Below are 12,590 nucleotides of genomic sequence, written 5' to 3' on the forward strand. Positions count from 1 at the left end.
GCGAATGCGCGCCCTGTTCCTGCTGCTGCTCACGGCGTGCGCCCCCCGGCTCACGCCGCAGGCCGCGCACACCCCTGCCCTGGACCTGACCGACCCGCCCGACGTGGTGATCCTGTCGGTCTCCGGCCGGTGCGCGCCCCCCTGCGCCGCCCCGCGCGACAACTGGGACTACCTGGGGTCGCGCGGCACGGTGGACGCCGTCGCGAACCTGTTCTCCGCCCGTGGCCTGAGCGTCCAGGCGCGCGGGTACGCCAGTCACCCGGCCCACACCTTCACGCCCCCGGCGCTGGACGTCCCGCAGCGCGGGTACGCCGCGCTGCAGGATGACCTGAACGCCCTGAAACCCTGGCTGCGTGGGCCCCGGCCGCCCCGGCTGGTCCTGCTGGGTCACTCGCAGGGCGCGGTGTGGCTGCATCACCTGACCCGCGTGAACCCGGACGTGACCTTCGACGTGCAGATCGATCTGGACGGCATCTGCCTGGGCTGGCGCGGCGACTTTCAGGACGCGCTGCGCGGCGTGAGCGCCGGGCCGTCCCCGCTGGAGGCCTGCGACGTGATCCGCGTGGCGGGCCGCAACCTGAACATCAAGGACGTCGTCTGGCCGAACGTGAAACTGAACCTGGAAGTGCAGAGCAAGCGCCTGCCGGCCCGCACGCAGACACTGGGACTGCCCGTGAACTACCTGTTCGAACTGACGCCGAACACCCGCCTGGACGGGACCCGCAGCGGCCTGGAACGCTTCGTGTCCAGCCGGGAGGACCACAGCGCCGTCTCCTACCCCCGCAGCGAGGCGCTCGGCTGGGTCACGCGCCGCCTGGAGGTCCTCACGCTGGACTGGGCGCCGGCCCTGCCCGCGCCGACCCCCGACGCCCCGCCCCGCCCGGCACGCACCCCGTGACCTCCCCGCCGCCGGGCCGGTCAGGTCAGCCCGGACACTGCTCGCCCAGCCACGCGGCGGCCTCGTCGGGACCGAGCAGCCGCGCGCCCCGTTCCGGCGGGAACCAGTCCAGCAGCGCCTGCACGGCCGCCGGGTCCGGCACGCGGTCCGGCGCCGCACTGAAGATGACCTTGTGATCACCGTCCAGCAGGTGCAGCAGCCCGGCCGGGCGCAGCGTCAGGTGGGTCCCGACCGGCAGCGGCCCACCCAGCCACACGGCGTCCACCTCGGCGTCATCGGCGGGATTCAGCGTGCCGGGCAGGCAGCCGTAATTGACGGGCGCCGCCCAGCGCTCGGTCCGTAGCGGCTCGAGCGTCTGCCCGCGCCACACGAACCGCTCGCGGGTGCCGGCCGACCACTCGACCACGCCCGGCCAGGCGCGCGGTTCGGCGCTCACGGCGCGACCTCGTACAGTTCGACCTGCCGCAGCACCGCCCCCCCGAACGACAGCGTCGCGCGGTACGTGCCCCTGGCCGGAGCGCTCAGCGTGAACGTCGCGAGGCGCTGCCGCTCATCGAGGAACACGCTGTCGGTGCCCAGTTCGCGGCTCCCGTCGAACCAGCGGACACTCAGGTACCCCGGCTCGAAGCGGCCGTCGAGCCGCGCGCTCACCCGCAGCTGCTCGCCGTCCCGGGTCAACGAGGCGGCCGTGACGCGCGCCGGCAGCGCCGCGTTCACCTCGCCGGGAATCAGCGGCACGAAGTTGTAACGGCAGCCGCCCAGCAGCGGCGCGCAGGCCAGGGCGAACACCAGCAGGGCACGGGACACCCCCCCAGTCTACCGCCCCTGCCGGGTCCGGTCAGCGCAGGCGGCGCTCCTCGATGAAGCGGATCACCTGCGCGCGCGTGTCGCCCAGGAACGTCAGGGGGCGCGCCATCGCCGCGATGACCGTGATGTGCCCCACGCGTGGCACCACCGAACGCGTGACCGGCACGCCCGCCGCGCGCAGCGCCGCTTCCATGTTCAGGGCGTTCTGCGGCGCGACCGTGTCGTCGTTCTCCGCGACCAGCAGCAGGTGCGGGGGCGCGTCGCGGCGCACGTGGCGGTCTGGCATGACCTCGTCGGGCGTCGCGTCTTTCGGGAACGCGACCGCCGACTGGAACGCCCGGAAGTCGAAGGAGTACGGGCCGGCGACCCCGATCACGCCGCGCACACTGCCGACCGGCACGTTCACCCCGGCGAGCCAGCGGGCGTTGTCGACCAGTTCGGCCGCGTTGAACGCCCCGGCCGAGTGACCCATCACGAACAGATTGTCCGGATTCCCGCCGAAACGGGCGGCCTCGTCACGCAGCAGCCGGAGCGCCTGCGCACCGTCCTGCACGTACGACGGGTACACGTTCCGGGGCGCCAGCCGGTAACTCATGACGCCCGTCACGTACCCGGCGCGCGCCAGGGACTCCCCGACGAACTTGTGACCGTCCTTGTCACCGCCCTGCCAGGACCCGCCGTGAATGAACAGCACGACCGGCGCGCCCTTCGCGTCCCCGGGCGCGTAGATGTCCAGAACGTTCCGGGCGTCCGGCCCGTACGGCACGTCGCGCTGCACGGTCAGGCCACCGGTGCTGGTCACGTTGTTCAGGACGCCCTGCGCGCCGTCACGGGAGCAGGCGGCCAGCGACACGCCCAGGACCAGCGCACCCACCCCCAGGCGCAGGTGGCGGGCAGCGGCACGTCGGGCATCGGAGGGAACCTTCATGCCCCCAGGCTAGAGTCCCGCCCGGCCGCCCCGCTGCGTGCCGGGGCACACTCGCACTTCACGGCCCGTTCAGGCACCGGACGGCCGGGCGGGTGCGCCGCCACACTCGCCGCGCCACGCGCCGCGCTAGCCTGCCCGTCAGATGACCGCCCCCCCGGACCCCGCCCCTCCCGGCCCGAGCGCCACCGACGCCCTGATCGTCGGGGCCGGCCCGGCCGGACTGGCCCTGGCCGCCGAACTCGGGGCCCGCCACCTGAACGTGCGGGTCCTCGCGCCGGACCCGCACGCCCCCTTTCCCGCCACGTACGGCGCGTGGCTGGACGACCTGCCCGGCTGGGCCGCCCGGTCGTGCGTGGCGCAGGTCTGGACCGACGTCCGCGTGTACACCGCCACGCCGCCCACCCCGCTGCTGCGGCCCTACGCCCTGCTCGACAACGCCGCGCTGCGCGGGGCGCTGCTCGGACGGGCCGGCCCGCACCTGACGCTGCAGGCCGCGCAGGTGACCCGCGCCGAGCGGCACGCACGCGGCTGGACCGTCCACGGAACGCACGCCGGCCAGCCCGCCTCGTGGAACGCGCCGCTGGTCATCGACGCCAGCGGCCACCGGCCCGCGCTGCTGCCACACCCGGACCGGCACCCGGACGGCGCGGCCCTCCAGACGGCGTACGGAATCGTGGCGACCTTCGACCGGCCCCCCAGCGCGCCCGGCGCGGCGGTATGGATGGACTACCGCACCCCGCACGGCCCGCACCGGGACGCGACGTTCCTGTACGCCATGCACCTGGGCGGCGACCGGTACTTCGTGGAGGAAACCAGCCTGATCGCCCGGCCCGCCCCCACCCGGCAGGCCCTGGAGGCCCGCCTGCACGCCCGCCTGCGCGCACAGGGAACCCCGCCACGCGAGATTCTCAGTGACGAGTGGGTCTCGTTTCCCATGAACACCGCCGCGCCCGCCCCGGACGGCGTGCTGGCGTTCGGGGCGGCCGCCGGTCTGGTCCATCCCATCAGCGGATTCCAGGTGAGTGGCGCGCTGCGGGACGCGCCGGCCGTCGCCGACGCCATCGCTGGGGCTCTGCGAGATGGCGGCGACCCCGCACAGGCCGGCTGGGACGTCCTGTGGACCCCGGAACGCCGCGCGGCCCGCGCCGTGCACCTGCTGGGCGTGCAGGCCCTGCTGAACCTGCCCGCCAGCGCCCTGCCCGCCTTCTTCGGGGCGTTCTTCGCGCTGCCGCCCACGCGCTGGCACGCCTTTCTGGACCCCCGCACGCCGCCCGGCCCGCTGGCGCGCACCATGCTGCGCCTGTTCGCGCACGCGCCCGCCCACGTGCGCCTCCCGCTGGCCCGCGCGGCCCTGGGGCACGCCGGGACCAGCCTGCACGCCCTGAACGCCGCCGCGCGTACACTGACGGCATGAGCCTCCTGGACATGATCGGCCCCGTCATGATCGGCCCCAGCAGCAGCCACACGGCCGGCGCCTGCCGTCTGGGCCTGGTCGCGCACCACCTGCTCGGCGAGGCGCCCCGGCGGGCGGTGATCGACCTGCACGCCTCCTTCGCCAAGACCGGCCGCGGGCACGGCACGCACCTCGCGCTGATCGCCGGCCTGCTGGGCATGCGGCCCGACGACCAGCGCCTCCCGCACGCCTTCGCGCAGGCGCAGGCGGCCGGACTGACCTTCGACTTCCGCGACGCGGACCTGGGCGACGTGCACCCCAACACAGCCCGCGTGACCGTGCAGGGCGACACGCAGACCCTGACCGTGCAGGGCAGCAGCACCGGCGGCGGCGTGATCCAGGTGGCGCAGGTGCAGGGCCTGGGTGTGAACTTCAGCGCCGCCAGTCCCACCGCCCTGCTGCGCTACCAGGACGCGGTCGGCATGATCGCCCGCATCGCCAGTACCATCGCTGCCGACGGCGTGAACATCGCGACCCTCACCTGCACCCGCGAGACGCGCGGCGGTCAGGCGCTGCTGGCCATCGAACTCGACCAGCCGCTGAGCCCCGAGGCGCTGGCGTTCCTGAACCGCTGGCCCGACGTGAACTGGGTGCGGATGCTGCCCAAACTCATGGACGGCTAGAGCCGTTCCCCATTCTCTGCTTCGCGGCTGTGCCATACGGACTGCCGTTTGTTTCGTTCACAGATCGGAACACCACCGATCTGTCAACTCCACGTCCGGAGGGGCGCCCAGCTCCTTCTCTGCGGCGCAGCTCTACGGGTCGCATCCGCCCGGATTGAACGGCTTTGTCAGCCATTCAATCGGAATTCGTATGACAAGTCCGCCCGGCCATACAGACTGCATCTTTATGGCAAACGCTCTAGGACGCTCCCCGGAGGCGGCCGGTCGTGACGGCGCGGTACCCCAGCTCCCAGCTGACCGCGTCCGCTGCGTCCTGCAGGGCGCGCAGCAGCGCCTCGCGCTCGCGCAGGTGCCGGGTGGGCAGGCTGACACCCAGCGCGGCCAGCACGCCGCCGTCCGCACCCCGGACCGGGACGGCAAGGCTGGCCGTGCCGGCCGCCCACTCGTCCGCCGTGACCGCGTACCCCTCGGCGCGGATCGCCTGGGCCTGCGCCGCCCAGGTGCCGGCGTCCGTGACGGTGCTGGGCGTGAACGTCACGGCCGGGCGCGGCAGGGGCTGACCGGCGTGGGCCAGCAGCAGCTTGCCGCTGGCCGTCGCGTGGGCCGGCAGTTCGAAATCCAGTTCGCCCGCCACGGGCGGCCCATCTCGGCCCTGCACGCTCCTCGCGATGCACAGCACCCGGCCCGACGCTGCGTCCAGCACGCACAGGAACGCCAGTCGGTGCGCGGCCCGCGCGACCCGTTCCATCGCCGCGTGCGCCGGCGCGTACCAGGGCAGGCTGCCGTACAGGGCGCTCGACAGCTTCAGCAGCCGCCACCCCAGCCGGTAGCGGCCTCTCGCCACGCGCACCAGCAGGCCAGTCTCGACCAGCGCCAGCAGCTGCTCGTGCAGGGTGCTGGTCGGCACGCCCAGGTGCCGCGACAGGTCCGACAGGCGCCACTCGGTGTGATCCGCGTCGAAGGCAGTCAGTACGTCCACCGCGCCGGATAGCAGGGAAGAGGAGGCCATGCGCGCAGTCTGCCACGTTTCCGGCTGAACCGGAAAGACCGGGCGCGTGGGGTTCACAGCGCCAGTCCCGAGATCACCTCCGCCGCGCGCGCCACCCCGTTCTCCGCCCGGATGCGGGCGCCCAGGGCCGCCGCCCGTTCCTTCATGCCGGGATTGGTCACGGCGCGCGTCAGGGCGTCTGCCAGCGTCCGCTCGTTCAGGGCGCGGCGGGGCACCGGGGCAGGGCCCACGCCCAGCCTCTGCACGCGGTCGCCCCAGAACGGCTGATCCCCGAAGAACGGCACGATGACGTTCGGCACGCCCGCCGCGAGGCCCGCCGCCGTCGTGCCCGCCCCGCCGTGATGCACGGTCGCCGCCACGCGCGGGAACAGCCAGTCGTGCGGGACGCTGTCCGTCACGAACACCGTGTCCGGCACGTCGGCGGCACTCAGGCCACCCCAGCCGCTCAGGAGCACCGCCCGCTGCCCGCTGCGCGCCAGGGCCGCCACGACCGCGCGGGTGGTCGCCTGCGGGTCCGGGGTGGTCATGCTCCCGAACCCGATGGATACCGGGGGCGGCCCGGCGTTCAGGAACGCCTCCAGCGCGGTCGGCGGCGTCCAGGCCTCTTGCGGGAGGAACCAGTAGCCGGTCAGGTGCTGTGCCACGTCCCAGTCGGCGGGGCGCGGCAGGACCGCCGGACTGATGCCATGCAGGGTCGGTAGGGGCCGCAGCGGGCGTGGGCCGAGTAGCGGCGCGGGGGAGAGACCCAGCACCTCGCGCCGCGCGCGCGAGTCGGCCGAGCGGAACATCTGCCACATTACCTGCCGCGTTAGGACGTGCGACAGGCGGTTCGCCCAGCCGCCCAGCCGCGCGGTGGCCGGTGGAAAGATCGCGCCCGGAAATGCCCGCGTGGGATGGAACGGCACCACGTGCGCCTCCACGAGCGGCACGCGCAGCTTCTCCGAGAGGGCCTGCGCGACGTTCATGCCCCCGATGCCGGCCACGAGCAGGTCGGCGTCCCGCGCGGCCACGAGGCCGTCCTCGGCCCACAGCAGCGCCCCCTGCTGCGTGGCGCGCGCGGACACCCGGTTGATCGCCAGCATGTTCCCGCTCGCCAGCGCGGCGCGCATCTCGGGGCTGTTCACGACCTCCTGCACGTCCCCGCGCATCGGGGCGAACTCCAGACCCGCGCCCGTCACGAGCGCGCGGAACGCCTCGTGCGAGGCGAGCCGCACCGCGTGCCCCGCCCGGCGCAGCCCCAGCCCCAACGCCACGTACGGCTGCACGTCCCCGCGCGACCCCAGCGCGATCAGCGTGATCTTCATGCCCGCTCCGCCGCCACCAGGGCCAGCAGCACGTCGGCCACGCGCGCCGCTGTCACCTGCGGATCTGGGAGAGGGTCGCCCGACAGTGCGCCCTGCACGCAGTGGCCCAGCACCAGCGTCAGGCCGGCGCGCAGCAGCTCGCCGGTGTCCACGCCACGCAACTCGGGCCGTGCCGCGAGCGCCTGCGCGCCCAGGTCCGCCGTCCCGGTCAGACCGTCGGCGAAAGCGCGGCCCAGGTCGCGGCGGATCAGGCCCTCGGACAGGATCACGCGCAGCAGCCCCGCCTCGTCCTGCGCCAGCGCCGTCAGGGGCGCGGCCAGGAACGCCCGCAGGAAGTCCCGCAGGTTCAGGGCCGCCAGCGCCGCCGGATCGAGCGAGTCGCGCGCCTGCTCTCCCAGCGCGCCGAACAGGCCCAGCAACAGGTCGTCCTTGCTGCGGAAGTGGTGGTAGAGGGTGCCCTCGGCCAGTCCCGCCTGCCGCGCCACCGCGCGCATGGTCGTGCGGTGGAAGCCGTCCTGCGCGAAACAGACCTGCGCCGCCCGGAGGATGGTCGCCCGCCGCTGGGGATCGTCCGCCGGGCGGGGCGAGGTGCGCTTCGCCTGCTTGTCCTTATCCGAGTGAGTGTTCACTCATTCATGATGCTGAATGACAGGCCGGGATGCAAGGGAGGGAAGCATCTTTCCGGGCAGACCGGAAAACCAGATTGCCACCCTTACCAGACAGGCGGAAGATGACGGCACGTAAACCACGCCACGAGCGGTGAGACCATCACTGCGGCCACCGCCACCGCCACTGCGCTCCGCACCCATATCCGCCCGCCCCCGGAGGACCTCCCATGACCCAGCCCACCACCGAATCCGCCCCCGTCGTCCGCGCCCCCCGTGGCCCCCACAAGACTGCGAAGGGCTGGGTGCAGGAGGCCGCCAAGCGCATGCTGATGAACAACCTCGACCCGGACGTCGCCGAGCACCCCGACACCCTGGTCGTGTACGGCGGGCGCGGCAAGGCCGCCCGCAACTGGGAGGCCTTCCACCGGATCGTGGAGACGCTCGACCGGCTGGAGAACGACGAGACGCTGCTGATCCAGTCCGGCAAGCCCGTCGCCGTGCTGAAAACGCACGAGTGGGCGCCGCGCGTGCTGCTCGCCAACTCCAACCTCGTGCCGCACTGGGCGAACTGGGAGACCTTTGACAAACTCGACCGGGCGGGGCTGATGATGTACGGCCAGATGACCGCCGGAAGCTGGATCTACATCGGCACGCAGGGCATCCTCCAGGGCACCTACGAGACCTTCGCGGGCGCGGCCCGCAAACACTTCGGCGGCAGCCTGAAAGGCACCATCACCGTCACCGCCGGACTGGGCGGCATGGGCGGCGCGCAACCGCTGGCCGTGAAACTCGCCGGGGGCGTCAGCATCACCATCGAGATCGACCCGACCCGCATCCAGAAACGCCTCGACACCCGCTACCTCGACGAGGTCGCCCCCAGCCTGGAGGACGCCATCGCCCGCGCCGAGGGGTACAAGGCCGGGGGCGTCGCCCGTTCCATCGGCGTGCAGGGTAACGCCGCCGACCTCGTCCCGCAGCTCGTCACCATGAACTGGACCCCGGACCTCATCACCGACCAGACCAGTGCACACGACCCCATGTGGGGCTACCTCCCCATCCTCGCGCCTGACGAGGACGCCGACAAACTCCGCACCGACCACGCCGACGAGTACCGCCGACGCGCATACGACGCGATGGCCGCGCACGTCCGCGCCATCCTCGAACTCCAGAAACGCGGCGCGGTCGCCTTCGACTACGGCAACAACCTCCGCCACCGCGCCCAGGAAGCGGGCGTGGAGAACGCCTTCGACTACCCCGGCTTCGTGCCCGCCTTCATCCGCGACTCCTTCTGCGAGGGCCGCGGCCCCTTCCGCTGGGTGGCCCTCAGCGGCGACCCCGAGGACATCCGCGCCACCGACCGCGCGCTGCTGGACCTCTTCCCCAACGACGAACGCCTGCAGAGCTGGCTCAGGTACGCCGCCGACCAGATCGCCTTCCAGGGCCTCCCCGCCCGCATCTGCTGGCTCGGGTATAAGGAACGCGACCGGGCTGCCCGCCTGTTCAACGAGATGGTCGCCGACGGCCGCCTGAAAGCCCCCATCGTCATCGGCCGCGACCACCTCGACGCCGGCAGCGTCGCCAGCCCCTACCGCGAAACGGAAGCCATGCTCGACGGCAGCGACGCCGTCAGCGACTGGCCCCTCCTGAACTTCGGCCTCGGCATCGCCTCCGGCGCCAGCTGGATGAGCTTCCACCACGGCGGCGGCGTCGGCCTGGGCTTCAGCCAGCACAGCGGCCTCGTCATCGTCGCCGACGGCACCGAGGAAGCCGCGCAGAAACTCTCCCGCGCTCTCACCAACGACCCCGGCATGGGCGTCATCCGCCACGCCGACGCCGGCTACGACCACGCGCTGGATGTGGCCCGCGAACGCGGCCTCGACCTCCCCAGCCTCGGCATCAAAGACCACTCCAGAGACGGGCAGTGACCCAGCCCACCCACCTTCCTTACGGAGGAATCGCCACCTTCGCCCGCGCGCCGATGGTCCAGCCCGAGGGAGACTGGACGGCGGACGTGGCCGTGCTCGGCATTCCCTTCGATATCGCGCTGGGCTTCCGCCCCGGCGCCCGCTTCGCGCCGCGTGCGCTGCGGGAGGCGAGTCTGCGGAGCGTGCCGCCCTTCACGGGCCTGGACGGCGTGACGAGACTGGCGGGCGTGACCTTCGCGGACGCGGGGGACGTGGTGCTGCCCAGCCTGGAGCCGGAACTCGCGCGGCAGCGGATCAGCGCGGCGGCGGAACTCGTGCGGGACCGGTGCAGCCTGCCGGTGTTCCTGGGTGGCGATCACAGCGTGACGTACCCGATCCTGCGGGCGTTCGCGGGCGTGCCTGACCTGCATGTGGTGCAGCTGGACGCGCACCTGGACTTCACGGACACGCGAAACGACACCCGCTACAGCAACAGCAGCCCCTTCCGCCGCGCGTGCGAGGACCTGCCGAACCTCGTGCACATCACGACCATTGGCCTGCGCGGCCTGCGCTTCGACCCGGAAGCGGTCGCGGCGGCCCGTGCGCGCGGGCACGCATTGATCCCCATGACAGACGTCGCGGGTGACCTGCCGGGCGTGCTTGAGCAGCTGCCACGCGGGAAGAACGTGTACCTCAGTGTGGACGTGGACGCCTTCGACCCCAGCGTGATTCCCGGCACGAGCAGCCCCGAACCGGACGGCCTGACCTACGCCCAGGGCATGGCGATCCTGGCGGAAACTGCGCGGCACAACACCATCGTCGGCCTGGACGTGGTGGAACTCGCCCCGAACCTCGACCCCACCGGACGCAGCGAACTCCTGATGGCGCGGCTGATCATGGAGACGCTGTGCGCCGCGCAGGAATCTGGAATCTTCACGTCATGACCAGACCCCGTTCCATGCTGCCACCCGTCGAATCGCGCCTGACTGGAGTGGCGCACCCGCGCAACCAGCTCAAACGCCAGCTGAAGAAGGAACTGGCGACACTCACGACACCCGACACCGCCATCATGCGGCCAAGCCTGTGGCTGTCAGTCACCGCCGTGCCGTTCGTGCTGCACGTCGCCGTGCGCCACGACACGACCCTCGAAGACATGGACGCCTTTCTTCGGGAAATCTGGATGGAATGCTGCGGGCACCTGAGTGAATTCGAGTCACGTCCCACGAAGTACGAGACGATCACGTACCGCAACGATTCCGAAGAGGACTTCGAGGACGACGAGTTGGACACCGACTCTGATGAAGAAGAGCTGTCGGACGACGAATCCTGGGACGACTACGCAGAAAAGGAACCTGAGCGGAGCGATTTCCCGGTCATGTCCGACGACGACTGGGAGGCTCTCCGAACTCGCCTGAGCCCCGGCGCGCACCCGGAGCGTCCCCTGACCGTCACCATCCGGGAGGCCATGGACGGTGTGAAGGACCTGCGGTATGAGTACGACATGGGCACTACCACCCGCTGCGTGCTGAAGGTGGAGGCGGAGCTGACGTTGCCCTGGCCGGAGGACAGGACGGTGCGGCTCCTGGCCCGCAACGCCCGCCCCGACTGGGTGTGCCGCGAGTGTGCCGAACCGGCTACCCACCAGTGCATCATGGGCGAGTGCTGGGAGGACGGGTACGCCAAGTTCTGCGCGAAACATGCCAGAACCCATCCACGCAAGGCCCACCCGCGCGAGGGTGGAGATGCCTGGATGATCGCGCCCCTCTCCAACTCCCCGCGCGATCCCTGCTGCGGGTACTTCGAGCACCCAAGCAGTGAGGAGGACTACGTGTGGTGACGGAAACACTGTTCACGAACATCAGCCAGCTCGTGACGCCTGCGCCGGGTGTGCAGCGCGGCGCGGCCATGCGCGACCTGACCGTCATACCCGACGCGGCGATGCTCGTGTCGGGCGGCGTGATCCGCTGGGTCGGCCCGCGCACCGACGCTCCCGGAATCGCGCAGGAACATGATCTGGGCGGCGTGGCGGTCGTCCCCGGATTGATCGACCCGCACACGCACGCCGTCTGGGCCGGGGATCGCCTCGCGGACTTCGAGGCGCGCGTGCAGGGCGTCCCATACGAGGAGATCCTCGCGCGCGGCGGCGGCATCCGCAGCTCCATGCGGGCGACCGGGGCGGCCAGCGTGGACGAACTCGTCGCGCTCGCCCGGCCACGATTGCGGGCATTGCAGGACTCCGGCGCGACGACCACCGAGGTCAAGAGCGGGTACGGCCTGGACTTCGACGCCGAGCTGCGGATGCTTCATGCCGTCCGCACCCTTCAGGCCGAATTCGGGCTCGTGCCGACCCTGCTGATTCACGTGCCGCCCACTGAGGGCCGCGCCGAGTACGTGCAGGCCGTCTGCCGTGACCTGATCCCCAGTGTGGCGCGTGAGGGGCTGGCGACAGCCGTGGATGTGTTCACCGAGCGCGAGGCGTTCACGGTGGATGAAACCCGCGCGATCCTCCAGGCTGCGAAAGCACATGGCCTTCAGACGAAGCTGCACGCCGATCAGTTCCACGCCATCGGCGGCACGGAACTCGCGTGTGAGCTGGGTGCCCTGAGCGTGGATCACCTGGAGGCGAGCGGCCCCGCGCAGATCGCCGCGCTGGCCGCGTCGAACACCGTGGCGACCATCCTGCCCGGCGTGACCCTGCACCTGGGTCTGCCCGCCGCGCCGGGCCGCGCCCTCATTGACGCGGGAGGGGCAGTCGCCGTGGGCACCGACCTGAACCCCGGTTCCTCACCTGTGTTCAGCACGCAATTCGCGCTGGCCCTCGCGGTGCGCCTGTGCCGCCTGACGCCCGCCGAGGCGCTGACCGCCTGCACCGTGAACGCGGCCGCCGCCCTCGGCCTGAGCGACCGGGGAGCCCTCGCGCCCGGTCAGCGCGCCGACTTCCTCGCCCTGCACAGCCCCGACTGGCGTGACCTGCCCTACACCCTCGGCGCGAACCCCGTGCGGCAGGTCTTCATCGGCGGGACTTCGGTCTGAGCCACCTCTATCAACCATCTTCC

Annotated in this window: 13 protein-coding genes; 7 read left to right on the top strand and 6 right to left on the bottom strand. The window is 72.0% G+C overall.

Annotated elements, in window-relative coordinates:
* The first annotated feature begins 4 nt into the window (after positions 1 to 4).
* On the top strand, positions 5 to 898 hold the full coding sequence (locus tag ABDZ66_RS02300; RefSeq protein ID WP_343755593.1) for a hypothetical protein: 894 nt from the start codon (positions 5 to 7) through the stop codon (positions 896 to 898).
* A gap of 25 nt (positions 899 to 923) precedes the next feature.
* On the opposite strand, the gene ABDZ66_RS02305 is transcribed toward ABDZ66_RS02300, so the two are convergent.
* From ABDZ66_RS02305 to ABDZ66_RS02315, 3 genes are read right to left on the bottom strand one after another with little or no spacing between them, the layout of a single operon-like run.
* Positions 924 to 1,334: an inorganic diphosphatase gene (locus tag ABDZ66_RS02305; protein WP_343755596.1), complete on the bottom strand. Its 411-nt coding sequence runs from the start codon at positions 1,332 to 1,334 to the stop codon at positions 924 to 926.
* Positions 1,331 to 1,705, bottom strand: coding sequence for a hypothetical protein (locus ABDZ66_RS02310; RefSeq protein ID WP_343755598.1), 375 nt, complete (start codon positions 1,703 to 1,705; stop codon positions 1,331 to 1,333). Before ABDZ66_RS02310 ends, ABDZ66_RS02305 begins: the two co-directional genes overlap by 4 nt.
* 31 nt (positions 1,706 to 1,736) lie before the next feature.
* On the bottom strand, positions 1,737 to 2,633 hold the full coding sequence (locus ABDZ66_RS02315; protein WP_343755600.1) for an alpha/beta hydrolase: 897 nt from the start codon (positions 2,631 to 2,633) through the stop codon (positions 1,737 to 1,739).
* A gap of 142 nt (positions 2,634 to 2,775) precedes the next feature.
* Between ABDZ66_RS02315 and ABDZ66_RS02320 the strand changes: the two genes are divergently transcribed.
* Both ABDZ66_RS02320 and sdaAB read left to right on the top strand, forming a co-directional pair.
* A complete protein-coding gene (locus tag ABDZ66_RS02320; protein WP_343755602.1) occupies positions 2,776 to 4,047 on the top strand; it encodes a lycopene cyclase family protein in 1,272 nt (423 codons plus the stop codon).
* Complete coding sequence (gene sdaAB, locus ABDZ66_RS02325; RefSeq protein ID WP_343755604.1) at positions 4,044 to 4,709, top strand: L-serine ammonia-lyase, iron-sulfur-dependent subunit beta; 666 nt, start codon at positions 4,044 to 4,046, stop codon at positions 4,707 to 4,709. Before ABDZ66_RS02320 ends, sdaAB begins: the two co-directional genes overlap by 4 nt.
* Before the next feature lie 238 nt (positions 4,710 to 4,947).
* Here the strand turns inward: sdaAB and ABDZ66_RS02330 are convergent, their stop codons facing one another.
* From ABDZ66_RS02330 to ABDZ66_RS02340, 3 genes are read right to left on the bottom strand one after another with little or no spacing between them, the layout of a single operon-like run.
* Positions 4,948 to 5,718: an IclR family transcriptional regulator gene (locus tag ABDZ66_RS02330; RefSeq protein ID WP_343755606.1), complete on the bottom strand. Its 771-nt coding sequence runs from the start codon at positions 5,716 to 5,718 to the stop codon at positions 4,948 to 4,950.
* 53 nt (positions 5,719 to 5,771) lie between these two features.
* Entirely contained in the window at positions 5,772 to 7,022 is a 1,251-nt protein-coding gene (locus tag ABDZ66_RS02335; RefSeq protein ID WP_343755608.1) for a glycosyltransferase, read from the bottom strand.
* On the bottom strand, positions 7,019 to 7,651 hold the full coding sequence (locus ABDZ66_RS02340) for a TetR/AcrR family transcriptional regulator (protein ID WP_343755610.1): 633 nt from the start codon (positions 7,649 to 7,651) through the stop codon (positions 7,019 to 7,021). The genes ABDZ66_RS02335 and ABDZ66_RS02340 overlap by 4 nt, the downstream gene beginning before the upstream one ends.
* A gap of 206 nt (positions 7,652 to 7,857) precedes the next feature.
* Between ABDZ66_RS02340 and hutU the strand changes: the two genes are divergently transcribed.
* From hutU to hutI, 4 genes are read left to right on the top strand one after another with little or no spacing between them, the layout of a single operon-like run.
* A complete protein-coding gene (gene hutU, locus ABDZ66_RS02345) occupies positions 7,858 to 9,555 on the top strand; it encodes a urocanate hydratase (protein WP_343755612.1) in 1,698 nt (565 codons plus the stop codon).
* Entirely contained in the window at positions 9,552 to 10,478 is a 927-nt protein-coding gene (locus ABDZ66_RS02350; protein ID WP_343755614.1) for an arginase family protein, read from the top strand. The genes hutU and ABDZ66_RS02350 overlap by 4 nt, the downstream gene beginning before the upstream one ends.
* Positions 10,475 to 11,371 carry a hypothetical protein gene (locus ABDZ66_RS02355; protein ID WP_343755616.1) on the top strand — a complete coding sequence of 299 codons (897 nt, stop codon included), beginning with the start codon at positions 10,475 to 10,477 and terminating at the stop codon, positions 11,369 to 11,371. Before ABDZ66_RS02350 ends, ABDZ66_RS02355 begins: the two co-directional genes overlap by 4 nt.
* Entirely contained in the window at positions 11,368 to 12,567 is a 1,200-nt protein-coding gene (gene hutI / locus ABDZ66_RS02360) for an imidazolonepropionase (RefSeq protein WP_343755618.1), read from the top strand. The genes ABDZ66_RS02355 and hutI overlap by 4 nt, the downstream gene beginning before the upstream one ends.
* Positions 12,568 to 12,590 lie beyond the last annotated feature (23 nt).

Origin of the sequence: Deinococcus depolymerans, from assembly GCF_039522025.1 — a bacterium.
Classification (GTDB): domain Bacteria; phylum Deinococcota; class Deinococci; order Deinococcales; family Deinococcaceae; genus Deinococcus; species Deinococcus depolymerans.

What these genes read in the sequence shown, in the direction of transcription:
- ABDZ66_RS02355 (WP_343755616.1), top strand. Translation starts at nt 10,475, where the DNA reads ATGACCAGACCCCGTTCCATGCTGCCACCCGTCGAATCGCGCCTGACT.
- hutU (WP_343755612.1), top strand. Translation starts at nt 7,858, where the DNA reads ATGACCCAGCCCACCACCGAATCCGCCCCCGTCGTCCGCGCCCCCCGT.
- ABDZ66_RS02315 (WP_343755600.1), bottom strand. Translation starts at nt 2,633, where the DNA reads ATGAAGGTTCCCTCCGATGCCCGACGTGCCGCTGCCCGCCACCTGCGC.
- sdaAB (WP_343755604.1), top strand. Translation starts at nt 4,044, where the DNA reads ATGAGCCTCCTGGACATGATCGGCCCCGTCATGATCGGCCCCAGCAGC.
- ABDZ66_RS02320 (WP_343755602.1), top strand. Translation starts at nt 2,776, where the DNA reads ATGACCGCCCCCCCGGACCCCGCCCCTCCCGGCCCGAGCGCCACCGAC.
- ABDZ66_RS02335 (WP_343755608.1), bottom strand. Translation starts at nt 7,022, where the DNA reads ATGAAGATCACGCTGATCGCGCTGGGGTCGCGCGGGGACGTGCAGCCG.
- ABDZ66_RS02300 (WP_343755593.1), top strand. Translation starts at nt 5, where the DNA reads ATGCGCGCCCTGTTCCTGCTGCTGCTCACGGCGTGCGCCCCCCGGCTC.
- ABDZ66_RS02330 (WP_343755606.1), bottom strand. Translation starts at nt 5,718, where the DNA reads ATGGCCTCCTCTTCCCTGCTATCCGGCGCGGTGGACGTACTGACTGCC.